Raw genomic sequence first — 20,748 nt, 5'->3', positions numbered from 1 at the left:
GCGACCTGCCGTGCTGGGGCTCGTGGGGATCGGGTCAGCGGTACAACTCGGGCCTGCGATCGGTGAGATGGGTGTTCTCCGCCCGCGCGGCGGCAAGCAGCGCCAGGTCGATGTCGGCCACTACCAGGTCCTCGCCGGCGCCCGCCCTGGCGCGCACGGTGCCGTCGGGCGCGGCGAGCGCGCTGAGCCCGGCGAAGGTGAGGTCTCCCTCCGTGCCGTACCTGTTGGCATAGGCGACGTAGAGCTGGTTCTCCCAGGCACGGGCGGGGATGAGGGTCTGCGGCACGAACTCGTAGGGACGCATCAACGCGGTGGGAACCAGCAGCAGTTCGGTGCCGGCCAGGGCGTGGGCGCGCACCGCTTCGGGGAACTCCACGTCGTAGCAGATCAACAGGCCCACCCGGACGCCGGCCAGCTCCGTCTGGACGACCGGTTCCGAGCCGGGCACGAAGGCCGACTTCTCGAAGTCGCCGAAGAGGTGAGTCTTGCGGTAGTTCGCCAGCGGGGTGCCGTCGCCGCCGATGAGCTGGGCGCTGTTGTAGACGCTGTCGCCGTCGAGTTCCGGATACCCGTGGACCAGTGCGATGCGGTGGCGGGCGGCGACAGCCGACAGCGCCCGTGCGGCCGGCCCGTCGGCGGGCTCGGCGAGGGCTCGCACCCTCTCCCCCAGCGCGTAACCGGTCAGCGACAGCTCCGGGGTCACCAGCAGTGCGGCGCCCGCGGCGGCGGCCGACTCCGCCGCGCGCTCCAGCGCCTCCAGCGCCTCGCTCCTGCTCTCGGGTACGCCGCCCGGGCCTTGGTACAGGGCGATGCGCAGCGCTGTCATGGAACCTCGTGACCTGGGAACTCTCGGCCGGCGGGCGTTTCCCGGGCGCCTTCGACGGTACGGCCGCCGCACCCGTCGGAACAAGACGCCTTCCTTGCGCATCCGTACCGCCTTCGTTGCGTCGAACCGCCGTTGGGCGGCGATTCGTTGCGCAGGCCTGCGCATACCCGGCAGGGCGGCAATTCGTTGCGTGTGGCGCGTGCCGGTCGGGGCGGCAGTTCGCCCCGTACGACTGCGCGCGGACGGCAGGGCGATTCACGGAACTTCGCACTCGTCGGGCGGCGGCGCCACACCGGCGGGTGCGGCGGGCGCTACTCCGGGGTGCCCGCGCCGAAGCGGCGCAGCAGCGGGGAGAGCACCAGCACGGATTTGGTGCGCTCCACGAACGGCTCGCCGGCGATACGTTCCAGCACCCGCTCGAAGTGGCGCATGTCGGCGGCGTAGATCTGCACCACGGCGTCCGCCTCGCCGGTCACGGTGGAGGCCGACACCACCTCGGGGTAGCGCGAGAGCGCCTGCCGGATGTCGGCGGGCGAGGTGTTGTGGCGGCAGTACATCTCCACATGCCCCTCGGTCTCCCAGCCGAGCGCCGCCGGGTCCACCCGCACGGTGAAGCCGGTGATGGCGCCCTCGGCACGCAACCGGTCCACCCGCCGCTTCACGGCCGGGGCGGAGAGGCCGACGAGGCCTCCGATGTCGGCGTAGCTGCGGCGGGCGTCCTCCGCGAGGGCGTGGACGATGCGTTCGTCGAGTTCGTTCAGTCGCACTGCGGGTCGTTCACTTCTCTGCGTTCGGCGAGGTGGCGGCGGTGTCGCCGCCCGCGCGGGAAGCCGGTGCCGCCCGCCCCGGGAAGTAGAACACGGGGCGGGCGGCGGCACGGCGTCCGAACCCTCGCCTCCCGGCCCGCCGGCACGAGGATCCGCGCCGGCGGACGGCGGGATCAGGTCCAACTGGCGTGCAGCGGCTTGCCCTCTGCGTAGCCGGCCGCGCTCTGCACCCCGACCACGGCGCGCTCGGCGAACTCGGCGAGCGAGCCGGCGCCGGCGTAGGTGCAGGAGGAGCGGACCCCGGCGATGATCGAGTCGATCAGGTCCTCGACGCCCGGCCTGGCCTGGTCCAGGAACATGCGCGAAGTGGAGATGCCCTCCTCGAAGAGCGACTTGCGTGCACGGGCGTACGCCGACTCCTCGGCGGTGCGGTGCCGCACCGCCCGCGCGGACGCCATACCGAAGGACTCCTTGTAGAGCCGTCCGTCGGCGGACTGCTGGAGGTCGCCCGGCGACTCGTAGGTGCCGGCGAACCAGGAGCCGATCATCACGTTCGAGGCGCCCGCCGCCAGTGCCATGGCCACATCGCGGGGGTGGCGCACTCCGCCGTCGGCCCAGACGTGCTTGCCGTGCCTGCGAGCCTCGGCGGCGCACTCCAGCACGGCGGAGAACTGCGGGCGGCCCACACCGGTCATCATCCGCGTGGTGCACATCGCTCCCGGGCCGACACCCACCTTGACGATGTCGGCACCCGCCTCGATGAGGTCGCGCACACCCTCGGCGGCGACGACGTTGCCGGCGACGATCGGAACCTGCGGGTCGAGAGCGCGCACGGCCTTCAGCGCCTCGATCATGCCTTCCTGGTGGCCGTGCGCGGTGTCCACGACGAGGGTGTCCACGCCCGCGTCCAGCAGGGCCCGGGCGTGCGCGGCGACCTCGCCGTTGATGCCGACCGCCGCGGCGATCCGCAGCCGGCCCCGGTCGTCGGTGGCCGGCGAGTAGAGCGTGGCGCGCAGGGCGCCCCTGCGGGTGAGGATGCCGACGAGCCGGCCCTCGGCGTCGACCGCGGGTGCCAGCCTGCGGTGCGCGGCGTCCAGCCGGTTGAACGCCTCGACGGGCTCGATGTCGGCGTCCACCAGCAGGAGTTCGCCCGACATGACCTCGCTGAGCTGGGTGAACCGGTCCACGCCCACCAGGTCGCTCTCGGTCACCACACCGACCGGACGCCCGTCCTCGACCACCACCGCGGCCCGGTGGGCCCGCTTGGGCAGCAGGGACAGCGCGTCGGCCACGGTCGCCCGCGGCGCGAGGGTGATCGGGGTGTCCAGCACGAGGTGGCGCCGCTTGACCCACTCGACCACGTCGGCGACGACCGGGATCGGGATGTCCTGGGGAATCACCGTGAGCCCACCGCGCCTGGCAACGGTCTCGGCCATCCGGCGACCGGCCACGGCAGTCATGTTCGCGACGACGAGCGGGATGGTGGTGCCGGTCCCGTCCGGTGCGGACAGGTCGACCGCCTGCCGGGAACCGACCGCCGAACGGCTCGGCACCATGAACACGTCGTCGTACGTCAGGTCGTACGGGGGCCGCTGGTCATTGAGGAATCGCACGTGCAGAACATCCCAGTCGATCGGAGGGCCTCCGGCCTGCCGCCGGAGGAAGACGCACGTACTTCATTCTCCCACGGCCGCCCTCGCGAACACCCAGGGACGATCCACCAGAGGGCCTCCGGGCGCCCTGGTAGGAACCCACGAGCCGCAGCGCACACCGCCCGGGCGGGACGGCCCGTCCGGACGGCCCGGAGCCCGGGGCCGGAGCCCCGGGGCCGGACTCGGGGCGCTGCACCGAGTCCGGCCGCGCCCCGCCGGGAGTTCGACGGGCCCTAGTCGACGGGCCCGGGCCGACGGGCCCTAGTCGACGGCGAGTTCGCCCATCCTGCTCCAGCCGTCGACGCCCTCGATGGTGGTGCTGACGATGTCGGGTGTCCGGCTGACGAGCGGGCGCAGCTCGGTCATCGCGGTGCGGAAGTGCTCGGAGTTGACGTGCGCCTCCGCCGCGTCGTCCTCGAACGCCTCGACCAGCACGAAGGTGTTCGAGTCGTCCACGCTGCGGGACCACTCGAACCACTTGTTGCCCGGTTCCGCCCTGGTCGCCCGGGTGAACGCGTCCACCCTCTCCAGCCACTGCTCGGCGTACTCCGGCTTCACCGGGAACTTGACCGTGATGAAGATCATGCGCTGCTGCCTCCTGGCCGTCTGGGTTTTCGGGGTCCGGGCGCCGGAGCCCGGGGCGCCGGCGGTCCTGCCGAGCCGAGCTTTTCCCGAACGACCGGCCGTCCGCAAACCGCGCGGTTGCCGACCGGACGGCGCCCGGGACGGCAGGTCCGGGCGAGGGGCCTGGCGAGCCCACTGAGCAAGCGCTTAGCATGAGCGCCGCCAGTACCGCAGACCGGTGCGCGTCCGTCCGTGCGCCGCCACCGCCCAGCCCGTGGAGAGTGCGCATGTCCCTGCTCCTGTCCCGCCGCGACCTCGACTTCCTGCTCCACGACTGGCTCCGGGTGACCGAGCTGACCTCTCGCACCCGGTACGCCGAGCACTCGCGCGAGACCTTCGACGCCGTGCTCGACCTGAGCGCCCGGCTGGCGGAGGAACGTTTCGCGCCGCACAACCGGAAGGCGGACGACCAGGAACCGACGTTCGACGGCGAGCGCGTGCACACCGTGCCCGAAGTCGCCGACGCACTGCGGGCGTTCGGCCGCTCGGGACTGACCGGCGCCACCATGGACGCCTCGGTCGGCGGCGGGCAGCTGCCGAACGTCGTGGCCAACGCCTGCTTCGCCTGGTTCCAGGCCGCGAACGTGGGCACCAGCGCGTACCCCTTCCTGACCATGGGCAACGCCAACCTGCTGCTCGCGCACGGGAGTCCGGAGCAGATCGGGACCTACGTCCGGCCGATGGTCGAGGGGCGTTTCTTCGGCACGATGTGCCTGTCCGAGCCGCACGCCGGCTCCTCGCTCGCCGACGTCACCACCCGGGCGGAGCCCCTGCCCGACGGCGGCTACCGACTGTTCGGCAACAAGATGTGGATCTCCGGAGGCGACCACGAGCTCTCGGAGAACATCGTCCACCTGGTTCTCGCCCGCATCCCCGGCGGCCCGCCCGGCGTGAAGGGGCTGTCGCTGTTCATCGTGCCCAAGCACCTGGTGCGCGCGGACGGTTCGCTCGGCGAGCGCAACGACGTGGTGCTCGCCGGACTCAACCACAAGATGGGCTACCGGGGCACCACCAACACCCTGCTCAACTTCGGCGAGGGCGCCCACACGCCCCAGGGCGCGCCCGGCGCCCTCGGGGAGCTGGTCGGGGAGCCGCACCGCGGGCTGTCGTACATGTTCCACATGATGAACGAGGCCCGCATCGGTGTCGGTCTCGGCGCCGCCGCTCTCGGGTACACCGGCTATCTGCACGCGCTGGACTACGCCCGCAACCGGCCGCAGGGCCGTCGGCTCGGCGTCAGGGACCCCCGGTCCCCGCAGACGCCGATCATCGACCACGCCGACGTACGGCGGATGCTGCTCGCCCAGAAGTCCTACGTCGAGGGCGCGTTGGCGCTCACGCTCTACTGCGGGCGTCTGGTCGATGAGCAGCGGACGGCCGAGGACGCCGAGGACCGGGACAGTGCGAAGACCCTGCTGGACGTGCTGACCCCGATCGCCAAGAGCTGGCCGAGCCAGTACGGGCTGGAGGCCAACAGCCTCGCCATCCAGGTGCACGGCGGGTACGGCTACACCCGCGAATACCCGGTCGAGCAGTTCTACCGCGACAACCGGCTCAACCCGATCCACGAGGGCACCCACGGCATCCACGGCCTGGACCTGCTGGGCCGCAAGGCGATCATGGACGGCGGCGCCGGACTGCGGCTGCTGGCCGAGCGGATCACCGCGACGACAGCCCGCGCGCACCACGCAGGCGGCGCGGCGGCCGGGTACGCCCGGGAGCTGGACGGATGCGTCGCACGCACCCTCGGGGTGACAGCACGGCTGTGGGCCGACGGCGATCCGGCGACCGCACTGGCCAACGCCACGGTCTATCTCGAGGCCGTGGGGCATGTGGTGGTGGCCTGGATGTGGCTGGAGCAGCTGCTGGCCGCCGAGGGGCACGGCAGCGCCTTCCACGACGGCAAGCGGGGCGCCTGCCGGTTCTTCTTCCGGCACGAACTGCCCCGCGCACGAGCCCAGTTCGACCTGCTGGAGAGCCTGGACCGGACGGCCGTCGACCTCCCCGACGACTGCTTCTGACGCCCGCCGCCCCGACCGGCCCGGGCGGCCCCCGGGCATCTGCTGGGAGCGGTCCGTCTCGCGGCACTCGCGGGGCAGCCGGGGCAGGACGGCGCGCGACAGGACGCGGGGCCGGGGCGGCTACGCGGCGTCGGGGTCGGTGCGCTCGCGCGCCGGGTGCGGGCCGGGCCTGAGCTCCTTGAGCAGCCGGTCGGCCGCCGCGGTGTCGGTGACCAGGCTGGTCACCAGGCCCGAGCGCAGCACGGCGTTGATCGCCTCGGCCTTCCGCCCGCCGCCGGCGATCGCCACCACCTCCGGCACCCGGCGCAGCCGGTCGGCCTCCACGGTGATGCAGCGCTCTCCCAGGTCCCGCCCGATCCGGCGCCCCTCGGCGTCGAAGAGGTGCGCGGACATCTCCGCGGCGACACCGAGCGAGGCGTAGTGCGCCCGCTCCTGCTCCGAGAGCATGTCGTGCACGGTGGAGACGCCCGGCTCCCAGGAGCCGATGGAGACCGCCGCCACCGTCACCTTGTCGAAGTACTCGAAGGCGGCGGCGATACCGGTCTGGTGACGCAGCGCCTCGGCCGTCGCCGGGTCCGGCAGCAGCATCGGCGCGTAGATCGGGTGTGCCTCTCCCCCGGCGACCTCGGCCGCACGGCGGACCGCCTCGACCGAACCGCGGTCGGCGGTGCCCGCGTCGTACACGCCCGTGAGCTGGACAACGGTGCAGGGCGGCAGCCGGCGCAGCGCGGTGGCCATGTGGATCGTCGAACGCCCCCAGGCCAGCCCCAGCACATCGCCCTCGGTGACCAGCTCGCCGAGCAGGTCGGCGGCGACCTCCCCGAGGTTCTCCGGGTCGGCCGCGTCCTCGGCGGCCTCGGCGGGCGCCTCGACGACGACCGCGTGCCGCAGCCCGTAGCGGGCGCGCAGCGCGTCCGAGCGGTCGGCGTCCAGCTCGGCCGGCACTCGGATCTCGATACGGATCAGATCGCGTTCGAGTGCCGTCTCCAGCACGCGGGCGACCTTGAAACGGCTCACCCCGAACTCGTCCGCGATCTGGATCTTGGACTTGCCCTCCAGATAGAAGCGCCGCGCCATCGCCGCCGCCTGCATCAGTTCCGCGGGCCCCATCCTCGTCGCCGCCCGACCCGTCGACACCTGCAACTCACCTCGCTGTTAGCCGCCCTCGCGCGTCAACGCACGGACGTATCCTCGCAGATTCGCCGGGACCATGATCAGTACCGGCCGGGTGCCCCGCCGGTGGGCGACGGTGGCGCGTATCGGCTTCCGCAACTGCGCGGCTCGCGCGGGTGCGAGGTGCCCGCGGGCGCGGGCCCCGGCCCTCGGCCCGGACCTGCGGCGCCGACACCGGTTCCCGCGCGCACGGCCTGCGCGAAGGGTCGGTGCGGGGGCGGTTCAGTGCCGGCAGGCACGCACCCCGGCCTCCTCGGCCTGCTGCCGCAGCATGCGCACCGCGGCGGCCGGGTCGTCGGTGCCGTACACCGCGTTACCGGCCACGAAGACGTCCGCGCCGGCCTCCGCGCAGCGCTCGATCGTCTCGGCGGAGACCCCTCCGTCGACCTGGAGCCACATCTCCAGACCGTGCTTCTCGATCAGCTGACGGGTGCGGCGGATCTTGGGCAGCATGATGTCCAGGAACGCCTGACCGCCGAAGCCCGGCTCCACCGTCATCACCAGCAGCATGTCCAGCTCGGGCAGCAGGTCCTCGTACGGCTCGATCGGCGTCGCCGGCTTCAGCGCCATCGCCGCGCGGGCGCCCTTGGCCTTGATCTCGCGGGCCAGGCGCACCGGAGCAGCGGCAGCCTCCGCGTGGAAGGTGACCGACCCGGCTCCCGCCTCGACGTACTGCGGCGCCCAGCGGTCCGGCTCCTCGATCATCAGATGACAGTCCAGCGGGGTGGCCGTCGCCCTGCTCAACGACTCGACCACCGGCAGACCGATGGTGAGGTTGGGTACGAAGTGGTTGTCCATCACATCGACGTGGAGCCAGTCGGCGCCGTCCTGGCCTGCGACCCGCTCCGCGTCCTGTGCGAGCCGGGCGAAGTCGGCCGAGAGAATGCTGGGATTGATCTGAACCATGGCTCCAGTATGTCCCTTGACGGGCGCTGCCCCTCAACCGGTGCGACGCAGCAGGGCCAGATACATCGCGTCGGTGCCGTGCCGATGCGGCCATAGTTGGACATCCGGCCCCTCGCCCAACTCCGGTACGCCCGGCAGCAGGGGGCGGGCGTCGATCCACTGCGCGGACTCGCTCTTCAGCACGTCGTCGACGACCGCACGGGTCTCGGCCAGATGCGGTGAGCAGGTCGCGTAGCCGACCACGCCGCCGGGCCTGGTCGACCGCAACGCCTCGGTGAGCAGGCCGCGTTGGAGCGGCGCGAAGCCGTCCAGATCCTCCGGGCGGCGGCGCCAGCGCGCCTCGGGCCGCCGGCGCAGCGCGCCAAGTCCCGTACAGGGCACGTCGACCAGCACCCGGTCGAAGGTCCCGGGCCGCCATGCAGGCCGGGTGCCGTCGACCGTCACAACGCCGTACTCGCCCGGGCTGCCGGCCAGCGACCGGGCCACCAGGCCGGCACGGTGCGGCTGCTTCTCGGCGGCCAGCAGCGCCGCACCGCGCTCCGCGGCGAGCGCCGCCAGCAGCGCCGCCTTCCCGCCCGGTCCTGCGCAGCCGTCCAGCCAACGGCGGTCGGGACCTTCCAGCGGGGCCGCCGCGAGCGCCAGCGCCACGAGCTGACTGCCCTCGTCCTGGACTCCGGCGCGTCCCTCGGCCACCGCGGGGATCGCTCCCGGTTCCCCGCCCTCGGAAAGGCGCACCGCGTACGGCGACCAGAGTCCGGGCTCGGCGTCCGGCTGCTCCAGCAGCTCCGCGGCGGTGGAGCGCCCGGGACGGGCGACCAGGGTGACTGCGGGGCGGGTGTTGTCCGCCTCCAGCAGCTCCTCGACTCCGGAGCGACCGCCACCGAGTGCGTCCCAGAGGGCGGAGACGATCCAGCGCGGATGGGCGTGGACGAGGCCGAGGTGGTCCTCGGGGTCCTCGTCGTAGGGCGGGGCGACACGCTCCAGCCAGCCGTCCAGATCGTGCGCGGTGACCCGGCGCAGCACGGCGTTGACGAACTTCGCCCGCCCGTCGCCCAGCACGCAGCGCGCCAGCTCCACGGTCGAACTCACCGCGGCGTGCGGCGGAATCCGAGTGCCCAGCACCTGGTGCACGCCCAGGGACAGCACATCGAGCACCGGCGGGTCCACCTCGCGCAGCGGGCGGTCCACGCACTGGCCGATGATCGCGTCGTAGGTGCCCTGCCTGCGCAGGGTGCCGTAGACCAGCTCGGTGGCGAGCGCCGCGTCCCTGCTGTCGAAGGCCGAACCGTCCGGGCCCGGCGGCGCCTGGCGCGCCTTCCGCAGCAGCGGCGGCAGCACGAGGTTGGCGTACGCGTCCCGCTCGTCCACCGCCCTCAGCGCCTCGAAGGCGAGGATGCGCACGGGGTCCCGCTGCGGACGGCGGTAGGGCTTGCGGTGGCGGCGGGATGACTGGTCGGTCAAGGGAAAGGTGCTCCGGAGCGTGGGTCGGTGCGAACGCGTTCAGCGTACGCCGCGCCGCCGGGCGGGTACCCCGCGGTCGCCGGCCGGGAAGCGGGGCACGCGCCCACCCGCACCGCGGCGGCGGAGCGCGGCCGGGGTGCGGCGGCCCAGCAGGCGGGTTGCGGCGGTGCAGGAACGCGCGGTCGGTCGGGGCGGAGGCGGGCGGTGCGCGGTCGGTCGGGGCGGTGCGGGCGGTCAGTCGCCCAGGGTGCTGCCGGAGGCCAACCGCGCGCCGCGCGCCCAGTCGGCGGCCTTCATCGGCCGCTTGCCCTGGGGCTGGACCCACAGCAGCTCCACCGCGTGCGATCCGGTACCCACGTGCACCGTGTGTTTGCCGACCGCCAGCTCGCCCGGCGCCAGCCCGGTCACGGCCGGGTCGGGGGTGGCCTGGATCAGCTTGAGCCGATCGCCGCCGAACCGCGTCCAGGCGCCGGGAGCGGGCGAGCAGCCGCGCACGACGCGGTCCACTCTCAGCGCCGGAGCCTTCCAGTCGACCCGGGCGTTCTCGACGCTGATCTTCGGCGCGTGGGTCACCCCGCCCTCGTCCTGCGGCACGGGGTGCAGCGTGCCGTCCTCGATGCCGTCCATGGTGGCCGCGAGCAACCCGCTTCCGGCGAAGGCGAGTCGGGTGAGCAGGTCACCGCTGGTGTCGGTGCGCCGCACCTCCTCGGTGACGACTCCGTAGACGGGGCCGGAGTCCAGCGACTCCTCGATGCGGAAGGTGGCCGCACCGGTCATCTCGTCGCCGGCGAGCACCGCGTGCTGCACCGGTGCGGCGCCGCGCCAGGCGGGCAGCAGGGAGAAGTGCAGGTTGACCCAGCCGTGTGCGGGAATGTCCAGCACCGGGCGCGGCAGCAGCGCTCCGTAGGCGACAACGGGGCAGCAGTCCGGGGAGAGTTCGCGCAGTCGCTGCTGGAACTCCTCCTCGCGGGGGTGGCGGGGCTTGAGCACCTCGATACCGGCTTCCTCCGCCCGCTCGCCGATCGGGCTCGCCACCAGCCGACGGCCCCGGCCCGCCGGTGCGTCCGGCCTGGTCACCACCGCGACCACCTCGTGGCGTTCCGAGGCGATCAGTGCGTCCAGTGCGGGTACGGCGACCTCGGGGGTGCCGGCGAAGACAAGCCTCATCGGTGCGGTTTTACCTCTCCAACTGCGCGGGCGGGCGCATCAGTCTACGGTCCCCGCCCACCGGCGCCCGGGGGGCGTGCAGGGGTGCGGACGTGGTGCGCGGCAGGCCGTGCACCACCTGAGCGTGACCGTGTGCCGAGTGAGGCGTTTGTCAGGACGTTCTCCCGGTCAAGTCCCCTTGACCGTCGGCATCCCCGGCTCGACCACCGGGCCGACTCGCAGCACCGCACACCGCTGGCACCCGCACACCGACCGTCGCACCGATCCGTCGGAGCACATGTACGGGGCAGTCATCACGCAGCACCGGGACGCCGACAGCGCCCCGCATCCGACGCAGGTCCGAGAGGCTAGTCCATGTCCGACCACGCCACGTTCGACGCCCAGGCACGCGCAAGTCTGCACCTGTTGGTACGGGACATCGAGCGGGTCCGCCGGCAGGTGGAGGCGATGCGCACCCTCACCTCCCAGCTCGGCACCGTCTACCGGCCGCGCCGCACCAGCCCGTCGACCGGCTTCGTCGTGTACGGCCGCGCCCCGGCACCCACCGTCGCCCTCGCACAGGAGCTGCGCGAGCACGTCGAGACCCTGGTGACGGCGGCGGTCGACTTCGACCGTTCGCTCGGCTTCTCGTGGGACTCGGTGGGCTCGGCCCTCGGCGTCACCAAGCAGGCGGTGCACCGGCGTTACGGTGCCCGGCGCTCCGAGCGGGCCACCTACCCACCGCCCGGGCCGCCCGGCAGGCCGGTGGCCCCCGCCGAATCGACGGAGGCCGCGGGACCGGTGGCCGCCGCGCCGCAGACCGGCCAGTCGACTCCGGGCGAGGGACGCTCCCAGGTGGTACCGAGGCCGCGCAACGGCTGACCCGCGCTGCGCCTCCTTCCCTTCCACCCCCGCCGTACGCGCGCTCGGGCCCCGACCGGGCGACACGGCCGGACGACACCCACCCGCCGCACGTCAACCCGACGCCGCGGCGGGCCCGTTCACCCGATGTCGGCCCGTTCACCCGACGTCGGGCGCTTCACCCGACGTCGGGCGCTTCACCCGATGTCGGGCGGGTCGACCCGGATACGCACCGGCGGCCCCTCCCGCTTGGCCAGCCGCGCCGCCTGGGCGGTGCGCAGCGCCAGAGCCAGCGCGGCCCCCCTGCCCGGCGGCACCCGGACGAGCGCGCGCTCCCACTTCTCACCGACCGGCGGGTCCCCGACCCGGCGCGGACGCCCCGGCTCGATCACAGGCAGCTCCACCGGGCCCAGCACTTCCGCCTCCTCGGGCAGCTCCGTGCGCGCCAGCAACTCCCGTACGGCTGCGGGCGGTCCGCTCAGCGCGGCCATTCGGGAGACCGGCGGATAGCCGAGCTCCGCCCGGTCCGAGAGCTCCGCTGCGGCCAGCCACTCCGGCGCCCACCGCAGCAGGGCCTGCACCGGACGCAGCGACGGCTCCGCGAGCGCGACCACGGTGCCACCCTCCCCGCCGGGCCGCACCAGCGCCGCCGCCGTCAACCAGCGGCGCAACGCCTCCTCGGCCGCCCGCAGGTCGGGCCTGGAGAGCAGCGCCCAGCCGTCCAGCAGCAGCGCCGCCGCATACCCGGGGCCCTCGGCCACCGGCTCCGCACCGGGCGTGCTCACCACCAGCGCCGGCCGGTCCGGCACGGTGTCGAGCACATGGTCGCGCCCCGAAGTGCGCACCTGCACACTCGGGAACGCCCGGCCGAGCTCCTCCGCCGTGCGCCGCGCACCGACCACGCTGGCCCGCAGCCGGACGCCGCCGCACACCGGGCACTGCCGGCCCGCGGCGTCCAGACCGCACCAGGAGCAGCTCGGCGCGCCGTCCGCCTCGCCCGCCATCAGCGGGCCCCGGCAGTGCACGCAGCGTGCCGGCTCCCGGCACCGCGCGCAGGCCAGCCGGGGCACGTACCCGCGGCGCGGCACCTGGACCAGCACCGGGCCGAGCGCGAGCGCCTCCCGGGCCACCTCCCAGGCGAGCGAGGGCAGTCGGGCGGTGCGCGCGGCGACGTCCCTGGCCTCCTCCCGGTCCCCGACCGTACGCATCCGGGGCGCCTGCGCCCGCACCGTCTCGCGGGGCGCGGCGAGCTCCGCCGCCCAGCCGGTCTCGACCAACTGCGCGCCCTCCACGGAACGTTGGTGGCCGCCGAGGAGCAGCCCCGCGTTCTCGTGGGCGGCGCGCAGCAGCAGTACGTCCCTGGCGTGCGGTTGGGGGGCGTGGTCGTCGCTGTGCGCGGCGTCGGCGTCGTCCCAGATCGCGGCGAGGCCGAGGTCGGCGACCGGGGCGAACATCGCCGCCCGGGTGCCGACCACCGCGCGCACGGCGCCGCGTTTGACCGCCAGCCAGCGACGGTAGCGGCTCTCACTGCCGGCGTCGGCGGTGAGCAGCACATGGTGGCCGGGACCGACCAGCTCCGTCAGCGCGCGGTCCACCCGCGCGGCCGTCCGCCCGTCCGGCAGCACCGCCAGGGCGCCGCGCCCGGACGCCAGCGCTGCCGCGATCGCCCGGGCCAGCTCCTGCGGCCACTGGGGGCCGGGCAGCGCGCTCCACACCGCTCTCGGGGCGCCCCCCGCGGCGAGCGCCGCGAGGAATTCCGCGCCCTGGCCGTAGCGCTGCCAGCCGCCCGGCTCCGGCGGGGCGGGCGGCTCCGGCGACTGCCCGCCGCCGCCCTTCTCCGCCCGCGCCACCCTCGGCGGCACCGCCAGCTGTACGACGTCGGCGAGGGCGCCGGCGTACCGGTCGGCCACGGCACGGCACAGCTCCAGCAGCTCGGGCGTCAACACCGGCTCGGCGGAGAGGACTTGGGCGATCGGCGCCAGCACGCCGGGGAACTCGCTGTGCTCCACCCGCTCGACGACGAATCCGTTGATCAGCCGCCCGCCCTCGCGCCGGCCGTCCCGCTCCCCCGCACCGAACCGCACCCGTACGCGCACGCCCGGCTGTGCCTCGGCGTCCAGCGCCGCCGGCACCGCGTAGTCGAAGTAGCGGTCCAGATGCACCAGACCCTTGTCGACCAGCACCCGCGCGACAGGCAGAGACTCCGCCGTCGCCGCGCCGCGCCAGGTGCGGGGCTTGGCCTTCGGCAGCTTCTTGCGCTCGCGCACCGTCTCCCGGATCAGCGCAAGCTGCTCCGGGGGGCCGCTCTCGGCCGCCGCCCCCTCGCGATCCCCGTCTCCGCTGCTCACGGGCCCAAGTCTGACAGAGGCCACCGACAGCCGACGGCGCACGGACCGGCGCCCACCGGCTTGTTCGGGCCGGCGCGGTCGTCCGCACGCCGAGGCCGGCACCGCGGTGTCGGCGGCGGCCCGGGAGGTGTCCGGCGGCTCCCGTCCGCACGCACGTCACCCGCCGGGCGGCAGCCGCGGCGGGTGACGGTGGAACAGGTGTGGGACTACAGGCCGGCGGCGACGCGCAGCGCGTCCGCGCGGTCGGTCCGCTCCCAGGTGAACTCGGGCAGCTCGCGCCCGAAGTGGCCGTAGGCGGCGGTCAGCGCGTAAATCGGACGCAGCAGGTCCAGGTCGCGGATGATCGCGGCCGGCCGCAGGTCGAAGGTGTCGGCGATGGCCTGCTCGATCCTCGCCACATCGGTCTTGGCGGTGCCGAAGGTCTCGACGAAGAGACCGACCGGCTCCGCCTTGCCGATGGCGTACGCGACCTGGACCTCGCAGCGCGAGGCGAGGCCGGCGGCCACGACGTTCTTGGCGACCCAGCGCATCGCGTACGCGGCCGAACGGTCCACCTTGGACGGGTCCTTGCCGGAGAAGGCGCCGCCGCCGTGGCGGGCCATGCCGCCGTAGGTGTCGATGATGATCTTGCGTCCGGTGAGGCCGGCGTCGCCCATCGGGCCGCCGATCTCGAAGCGTCCGGTCGGATTGACCAGCAGGCGGTAGCCGTCGGTGTCGAGCTTGATGCCCTCGTCGACGAGCTGGCCGAGGACGTGCTCGACGACGTACTCGCGGATGTCGGGAGCGAGCAGCGAGTCGAGGTCGATGTCCGAGGCGTGCTGCGAGGAGACCACCACGGTGTCCAGACGGACGGCCTTGTCACCGTCGTACTCGATGGTGACCTGGGTCTTCCCGTCGGGCCGCAGGTAGGGGATGGTGCCGTTCTTGCGGACCTCGCTCAGTCGGTTCGACAGCCGGTGCGCGATGGTGATCGGCAGCGGCATGAACTCGGGGGTCTCGTCGCAGGCGTACCCGAACATCAGGCCCTGGTCGCCCGCGCCCTGCTTGTCGAGGTCGTCACCCTCGGCCTCGCCGCCGACGCGCTTCTCGTACGCGGTGTCCACGCCCCGGGCGATGTCGGGAGACTGCGCGCCGATCGAGACCGACACTCCGCAGGAGGCTCCGTCGAAGCCCTTCTTGGAGGAGTCGTAGCCGATCTCCAGGATCTTCTCGCGGACGAGCGAGGGGATCGGCGCGTACGCCTTGGTCGTCACCTCTCCGGCGACGTGGACGAGGCCCGTGGTGATGAGCGTCTCCACGGCGACGCGCGACGACGGGTCCTGGGTCAGGAGAGCGTCGAGAATGGTGTCGCTGATCTGGTCAGCGATCTTGTCTGGGTGACCCTCGGTGACAGATTCCGAGGTGAACAGGCGGCGGGACACATCGCTCCCTGAGGTTGCAGCGGCTGCTGGCTGAATCATTAACGGACCGCCGGGGGCTGCGCCCCTTCGGTGGCGGTCCTGGCGACAGCTTATCGGTAGTACTGCCGTACGGACCGGGTGTCTCACGAACCGACACCGAACCGTCCCACGCACTGACAGGGTGTGGGACGACTCATCATGCCCTGACCGGCGCACCTGTCAAGACGCTCCCGCCCCGTGGACACCACCCGCACCACCGCCCGTGCGCCCCGCCCCGCCAGGGGCTCAGCCGGGGGTCCCGCCCGTGAGGCGGTCGACCACCAGGTCCCAGACAGTGTCGGCGAGCGCCTCCTTGGGGCCGTGCGGCACCGGGACCTCGGTGCCGTCCGCCGCCAGGACGATCGCCTCGTTGTCGGTCGAACCGAACGTCTTCTCCGCCCCGACCTCGTTCACCACGAGCAGATCGCAGCCCTTGCGGGCGAGCTTGGCGCGGCCGTTGGCGAGCACCTGATCCGTCTCGGCGGCGAAACCGACCACCACCTGCCCCTCCCGGCCTCGCTCGGCGGAGAGTTCGGCCAGGATGTCGGGGTTGCGCACCAGCTCGATCGGCGCGGGGCCGCTTCCCTCGCGCTTCTTGATCTTCCCCTCGGCGTACACGGCCGGCCGGAAGTCGGCCACCGCGGCGGCCATCACCACGGCGTCGGCGTCGGCCGCGGCCATCAGCACCGCCTCACGCAGCTCCAGGGCCGTACCGGCGCGGACCACGGTGACGCCCTCGGGGTCGGCCAGCGCGGAGTTGGCCGCGACCAGGGTGACCCGGGCGCCGCGCGCCGCCGCGGTGGTGGCCAGTGCGTACCCCTGCCGGCCCGAGGAGCGGTTGCCGAGGAAACGCACCGGGTCGAGCGGTTCACGGGTGCCGCCGGCGCTGATCACCACATGCCGGCCGGCCAGGTCCGTCGCACGGTTTCCGCGCGCCAGCACCCGCCGGCAGACGTCGAAGAGGCGGGCCGGGTCGGGCAGTCGGCCCCGTCCGGTGTCCACCCCGGTCAGCCGGCCGACCGCGGGCTCGACCACGGTCGCGCCGCGGCGCCGCAGCGTGGCGACGTTCTCCCGGGTGGCGGGGTGCTCCCACATCTCGGTGTGCATGGCCGGCGCGAAGACGACCGGACAGCGGGCGGTGAGCAGGGTGTTGGTCAGCAGGTCGTCCGCGAGTCCGTGCGCGGCCCGGGCGAGCAGGTCCGCGGTGGCCGGGGCGACGACCACCAGATCGGCCTGCTGGCCGATCCGCACATGCGGTACGTCCTGGACCGACTTCCACACCCCGGTCGCGACCGGCTTGCCGGACAGCGCGGCCCAGGTCGCCTCGCCGACGAAGTGCAGCGCGGACTCGGTGGGGACGACCTGCACGTCGTGTCCGCTCTCGGTCAGCCTGCGCAGCAGCTCGCACGCCTTGTACGCGGCGATCCCGCCGCTCACACCCAGAACGACCTTGGGCTTGTCCATCGTCCGTCTCCCCGGAGCAGTTTGCGCGATCGAGCGATCGCTCGGCAGGTGGGTGCTCGTCCGCGCGGCAGCGGCCCGGCCGGACCCCGCGCCGGGACACACCTCAGGCCCGGCAGCGACGCTACCGGGCCCGAGGCGGTCAGGCATGGGCGCCTGCCGCGGCGCTGTGCGCCTACTGCGGCGGGGCGTCGATCTTCTCGGAAGTCAGCAGGCCGGCGTTGATCTCGCGGAGCGCGATCGACAGCGGCTTCTCGTGGACGTGGGTGTCCACCAGGGGGCCGACGTACTCGAGAAGGCCCTCACCGAGCTGCGAGTAGTACGCGTTGATCTGACGCGCGCGCTTGGCGGCGTAGATCACCAGGCTGTACTTGGAGTCGGTGGCTTCGAGCAGCTCATCAATCGGCGGGTTGATGATGCCCTCGGGCGCGGTGATGGAAGAGGACACTCTGTGCCTTCCGAAGGTGGTGAAAGAGATCAGCTGACGCGCATCAAGGCTAGCAGCTCGGCTGCCACGTCCTCGACGGAGGTGTTGGTCAGGGTGGTGTCGAACTCCGGCTCGGCCGCGAGCTCGGTGCGTGCCGCGGTCAGGCGCCGCTCGATGACCTCGGGCGTCTCCGTGCCTCTTCCGGTGAGGCGGCGCACCAGCTCGTCCCAGCTGGGCGGCGCGAGGAAGACCAGGCGGGCCTCGGGCATGGAGGCGCGCACGAGCCGGGCGCCCTGGAGATCGATCTCCAGGAGGACCGGTTCCCCGGCGTCCAGGCGGTCGAGGACCGCCCGCCGCGGAGTCCCGTAGCGGTTGCCTGCGAACTCGGCCCATTCGAGCAGCTCGCCGTTGGCCACCAGCTTGTCGAACTCCTCGTCGTCGACGAAGAAGTACTGGACGCCGTGCTGCTCGCCGGGGCGGGGCTTGCGCGTCGTGGCCGAGACCGAGAGCCAGACCTCGGGGTGGACGGTGCGGAGATGAGCGACGACCGTGCTCTTGCCGACCCCGGAGGGGCCGGAGAGCACGGTCAGCCGCGGGCGTTCACTCATACAGCGATTATCCCGGTTTTCTGGAATGCCTGGGCCCCGGGGGTGCTCCGGAGTCGCACTCCGGCCTCACCCCGCGGCGCCCGTACGGGTGGGACTCAGCCCGCCGGGGTGCCGAACTCCCGCTCCAGGGCGGCAATCTGGTTGGAGCCCAGACCACGGACACGACGGCTCTCGGAGATGCCGAGCCGCTCCATGATCTGCTTGGCGCGGACCTTGCCGACGCCCGGCAGGCTTTCCAGGAGAGCGCTGACCTTCATCTTTCCGATGACGTCATTCTCCTGGCCCTGCTTGATGACCTCCTGGAGCGAGGCTCCGGAGTGCTTAAGCCGGTTCTTGACCTCGGCGCGCTCCCGGCGAGCCGCGGCGGCCTTCTCAAGCGCGGCTGCGCGCTGTTCAGGGGTAAGGGGCGGAAGAGCCACGCCTTCGTCACCTCAGATTTGAACGGTCGGATACATGGATCGCGTGAGCCTTGCGACTCGGATGCGGGACCCGGCAGGCCCCGCACCTGCGGAACTGTGGACATCGCACCTGTGCGCGGTGTCCACGTCGGAGACTAGCGCCAGAGTCGCCCGGAGTCAGCGAGAACAGCGGAAAAGTCCTGGTCAGACTCAAGTCGACCTGGACATATCCGGACAGAACAGAGCAGGAAGTTCTTCCTGTAAGGGGCAGCGATCGGGTCGAACCGTCCGGTGACGCAGGGGACTTGGGTTTCCTACGCGCCGGTAGCCCGTGAGGGGAGTTCTGCCTGTCCCTTTTCCGGCCCGGCGGATGATCGTCACCGGCCCGTCCCTGCCCCCGGCTCCGACGACGACGCCGAGCTTCAGCCGAGCCGGAGCCGAGCCCGGGGCGTCACCGAGCCGGGCGCAGCCGAGCCCCCCACGGTCGGGCCGGGTGTCAGCCGAGAGCGTCGGCGAGCTCCTGCACCGACCGCTCCGCAGCCGCACGCAGCGCCCGGGGCGCGGGGCCGCTGCGCAGCACCCCGCGGCTCACCGAGGGCAGTACGTCGCGCACCCGGTCCCCGAAGACCCTCGGCAGATCGGCCGCGGTCGCGCCCTGCGCGCCGAGGCCGGGAGCGAGAAGCGGCCCGTTGATCGCCAGATCGGCGCCGGTGTCGCCGAGCGTGGCGCCGACTACCGCACCGACCGAGCCGAGCGGCGTCGCGTCCGCGTTCTCCCGGGCGATCCGGTCCAGCATCCGCTGAGCGAGCATGACCGGGCCCCGCGAACCGTCGTCCGCCACGGTGGCCCGCTGGACCTCGGCGCCCTCCGGATTGCTGGTGAGCGCCAGTACGAAGACGCCGGCCCCGCTGTCCCGCGCCGCGTCCAGCGCGGGACGCAGCGAGCCGAAGCCGAGATACGGACTGACGGTGAGCGCGTCCGAGAACAGCGGGCTGCCCTCGGTGAGATAGGCGGAGGCGTACGCGCCCATCGTCGAGCCGATGTCCCCGCGCTTCGCGTCCATCAGCACCAGGGCGCCGGCCGCCCGGGCGTCGGCCACCGCGCGCTCCAGGACCGCGACACCGCGCGAGCCGTGGCGCTCGAAGAACGCCGACTGCGGCTTGAGCACGGCCACCTCACCGGCCAGCGCCTCGACGACGGTGCGGGTGAAGCGTTCCAGGCCGGCGACATCGTCGGACAGGCCCCAGTCGGCGAGGAGTTCGGCGTGCGGGTCGATGCCGACGCACAGCGGACCGCGGGTGTCCATGGCCCCGCGCAGCCGGGCGCCGAAGGGTTCGGGTGCGGTGGGAGCGGTTTTCATGCCGCGGACTCCGCCTTTCTGACGTCGGCGCCGACGGCGTCGGCGAGGGTGCGGTACCGGCTGTTGCGCAGCCGTGCGGCCAGTCCCTTGTGGATGCCGCGGCACCACAGCGGGCCCTGGTAGACGAAGGCGCTGTACCCCTGTACGAGGGTGGCACCGGCAAGGATCCGCTGCCAGACGTCCTCCGCGTCCTCGACACCGCCGACGCCGACCAGCGTGACCCGGTCCCCCACCCGGGCGTAGAGGCGGCGCAGCACCTGGAGCGAGCGCTCCCTGAGCGGGGCGCCGGAGAGTCCGCCGGCCTCCGCGGTCTGCTCGGGCGGCGAGGCCAGGCCCAGCCCTTCCCTGGCGATGGTGGTGTTGGTGGCGATGATGCCGTCCAGGGCGAGTTCGACCGCGAGGTCGGCGACGGCGTCGATGTCGCTGTCGGCGAGATCGGGCGCGATCTTGACCAGCAGCGGGACCCGCCGGTCGGTGACGGCGGCGTCGGCGGCGTCACGCACCGCGGTGAGCAGCGGGCGCAGGGAGTCCACGGCCTGGAGGTCGCGCAGCCCGGGGGTGTTGGGCGAGGAGACGTTGACGACGAGGTAGTCGGCGTGCGGTGCGAGTCTGCGGGTGGAGGTGACGTAGTCGTCGGCGGCCTCGGCCTCCGGTACCGCCTTGGTCTTGCCGATGTTGACGCCCACGGTGGCGCGGAAGACCTCGCGGCGCGCGGCCAGCCTCGCGGCGACGGCCTCGGAACCCTCGTTGTTGAAGCCCATGCGGTTGATCAGGGCCCGGTCCTCCACCAGCCGGAAGAGCCGCGTGCGCGGGTTGCCGGGCTGTGGGCGGCCGGTGACCGTACCGATCTCGACGTGGTCGAAGCCGAGCATCGTCAGCCCGTCGATGCCGACCGCGTTCTTGTCGAAGCCCGCGGCGAGGCCGAACGGGCCGTGCATGCGCAGGCCGAACGCCTCCACCCGCAGCTCGCGGTGGCGCTGGGCGAGGAAGGCCGCGGCAAAGGTGCGCAGCACCGGCACCCGGGCGAGCAGCCGAATCCAGGAGAAGGCGAGGTGGTGCGCGCGCTCGGGATCCATGCGGCAGAAGAGGAGCTGGAAGAGGAGGCGGTACATGGCTGGTCTGCCTCTCGGCGTCGGAGGAGGAGTGAGGCTGTGGGCCGCCCGCCTGCAGCCGCACCGCCGCCGAAGGGCGGGCGGCGCGGGCGCGGACGGGCGGGCGTACGGGCGCGGGGCCGCGTCGGTCGGGGCACACCGGTCCGGCGCCGTGGCGT

General features: G+C 73.2%; 18 protein-coding genes. 2 read left to right on the top strand and 16 right to left on the bottom strand.

Going from position 1 to position 20,748, the window contains the following annotated elements:
- Window positions 1-34 precede the first annotated feature (34 nt).
- The 4 genes from JGS22_RS20845 to JGS22_RS20830 form a co-directional block, all read right to left on the bottom strand.
- Entirely contained in the window at window positions 35-826 is a 792-nt protein-coding gene (locus JGS22_RS20845) for a carbon-nitrogen hydrolase family protein (RefSeq protein WP_211040455.1), read from the bottom strand.
- A gap of 311 nt (window positions 827-1,137) precedes the next feature.
- Complete coding sequence (locus JGS22_RS20840) at window positions 1,138-1,593, bottom strand: Lrp/AsnC family transcriptional regulator (RefSeq protein WP_211040454.1); 456 nt, start codon at window positions 1,591-1,593, stop codon at window positions 1,138-1,140.
- 173 nt (window positions 1,594-1,766) lie between these two features.
- Window positions 1,767-3,206, bottom strand: coding sequence for a GuaB1 family IMP dehydrogenase-related protein (locus JGS22_RS20835; protein ID WP_211040453.1), 1,440 nt, complete (start codon window positions 3,204-3,206; stop codon window positions 1,767-1,769).
- A gap of 300 nt (window positions 3,207-3,506) precedes the next feature.
- Window positions 3,507-3,830 (bottom strand): putative quinol monooxygenase, encoded by a 324-nt coding sequence (locus JGS22_RS20830; protein WP_211040452.1) that lies wholly within the window; start codon window positions 3,828-3,830, stop codon window positions 3,507-3,509.
- Window positions 3,831-4,096: 266 nt separating this feature from the next.
- Here JGS22_RS20830 and JGS22_RS20825 point away from each other — a divergent pair, with 266 nt between their 5' ends.
- On the top strand, window positions 4,097-5,890 hold the full coding sequence (locus tag JGS22_RS20825) for an acyl-CoA dehydrogenase (RefSeq protein ID WP_211040451.1): 1,794 nt from the start codon (window positions 4,097-4,099) through the stop codon (window positions 5,888-5,890).
- 120 nt (window positions 5,891-6,010) lie between these two features.
- Here JGS22_RS20825 and JGS22_RS20820 read toward each other — a convergent pair whose 3' ends face one another.
- From JGS22_RS20820 to fmt, 4 genes are all read right to left on the bottom strand, one after another.
- Window positions 6,011-7,000, bottom strand: coding sequence for a sugar-binding transcriptional regulator (locus tag JGS22_RS20820; protein WP_236073227.1), 990 nt, complete (start codon window positions 6,998-7,000; stop codon window positions 6,011-6,013).
- A 285-nt stretch (window positions 7,001-7,285) separates the two neighbouring features.
- Window positions 7,286-7,969, bottom strand: a complete 684-nt coding sequence (rpe, locus tag JGS22_RS20815; protein ID WP_211040449.1) for a ribulose-phosphate 3-epimerase — start codon at window positions 7,967-7,969, stop codon at window positions 7,286-7,288.
- Between the two features lie 33 nt (window positions 7,970-8,002).
- On the bottom strand, window positions 8,003-9,430 hold the full coding sequence (locus JGS22_RS20810; protein ID WP_211040448.1) for an RsmB/NOP family class I SAM-dependent RNA methyltransferase: 1,428 nt from the start codon (window positions 9,428-9,430) through the stop codon (window positions 8,003-8,005).
- A 234-nt stretch (window positions 9,431-9,664) separates the two neighbouring features.
- Window positions 9,665-10,597 (bottom strand): methionyl-tRNA formyltransferase, encoded by a 933-nt coding sequence (gene fmt, locus JGS22_RS20805; RefSeq protein ID WP_211040447.1) that lies wholly within the window; start codon window positions 10,595-10,597, stop codon window positions 9,665-9,667.
- 354 nt (window positions 10,598-10,951) lie between these two features.
- On the opposite strand from fmt, the gene JGS22_RS20800 reads away from it, so the two are divergent.
- The gene (locus tag JGS22_RS20800; RefSeq protein ID WP_211040446.1) at window positions 10,952-11,458 is read left to right on the top strand and encodes a hypothetical protein; all 507 of its coding nucleotides are present in this window, start codon (window positions 10,952-10,954) and stop codon (window positions 11,456-11,458) included.
- 176 nt (window positions 11,459-11,634) lie between these two features.
- Here JGS22_RS20800 and JGS22_RS20795 read toward each other — a convergent pair whose 3' ends face one another.
- The 8 genes from JGS22_RS20795 to JGS22_RS20760 all read right to left on the bottom strand — a co-directional run bounded on the left by JGS22_RS20795 (window position 11,635) and on the right by JGS22_RS20760 (window position 20,590).
- Window positions 11,635-13,785, bottom strand: coding sequence for a primosomal protein N' (locus JGS22_RS20795; RefSeq protein WP_211040445.1), 2,151 nt, complete (start codon window positions 13,783-13,785; stop codon window positions 11,635-11,637).
- Between the two features lie 206 nt (window positions 13,786-13,991).
- Window positions 13,992-15,206 carry a methionine adenosyltransferase gene (gene metK / locus JGS22_RS20790; protein ID WP_211040444.1) on the bottom strand — a complete coding sequence of 405 codons (1,215 nt, stop codon included), beginning with the start codon at window positions 15,204-15,206 and terminating at the stop codon, window positions 13,992-13,994.
- Between the two features lie 264 nt (window positions 15,207-15,470).
- Window positions 15,471-16,688, bottom strand: coding sequence for a bifunctional phosphopantothenoylcysteine decarboxylase/phosphopantothenate--cysteine ligase CoaBC (gene coaBC, locus JGS22_RS20785; protein ID WP_211040443.1), 1,218 nt, complete (start codon window positions 16,686-16,688; stop codon window positions 15,471-15,473).
- 172 nt (window positions 16,689-16,860) lie between these two features.
- Window positions 16,861-17,133, bottom strand: coding sequence for a DNA-directed RNA polymerase subunit omega (gene rpoZ / locus JGS22_RS20780; protein ID WP_211040442.1), 273 nt, complete (start codon window positions 17,131-17,133; stop codon window positions 16,861-16,863).
- Between the two features lie 29 nt (window positions 17,134-17,162).
- Window positions 17,163-17,720, bottom strand: coding sequence for a guanylate kinase (gene gmk / locus JGS22_RS20775; RefSeq protein ID WP_211040441.1), 558 nt, complete (start codon window positions 17,718-17,720; stop codon window positions 17,163-17,165).
- Between the two features lie 95 nt (window positions 17,721-17,815).
- A complete protein-coding gene (locus JGS22_RS20770; RefSeq protein WP_211040440.1) occupies window positions 17,816-18,139 on the bottom strand; it encodes an integration host factor, actinobacterial type in 324 nt (107 codons plus the stop codon).
- Window positions 18,140-18,614: 475 nt separating this feature from the next.
- Window positions 18,615-19,478 (bottom strand): orotidine-5'-phosphate decarboxylase, encoded by an 864-nt coding sequence (gene pyrF / locus JGS22_RS20765; protein WP_211040439.1) that lies wholly within the window; start codon window positions 19,476-19,478, stop codon window positions 18,615-18,617.
- On the bottom strand, window positions 19,475-20,590 hold the full coding sequence (locus JGS22_RS20760) for a quinone-dependent dihydroorotate dehydrogenase (protein WP_211040438.1): 1,116 nt from the start codon (window positions 20,588-20,590) through the stop codon (window positions 19,475-19,477). The genes pyrF and JGS22_RS20760 overlap by 4 nt, the downstream gene beginning before the upstream one ends.
- Between the last annotated feature and the right edge of the window lie 158 nt (window positions 20,591-20,748).

The sequence above is a fragment of the Streptomyces tardus genome (assembly GCF_018101125.2).
GTDB classification, from domain to species: Bacteria; Actinomycetota; Actinomycetes; order Streptomycetales; family Streptomycetaceae; genus Streptomyces; species Streptomyces tardus.
Note: the sequence above shows the minus strand (reverse complement) of the source record. Positions and strands in the feature narration are given on the sequence as shown.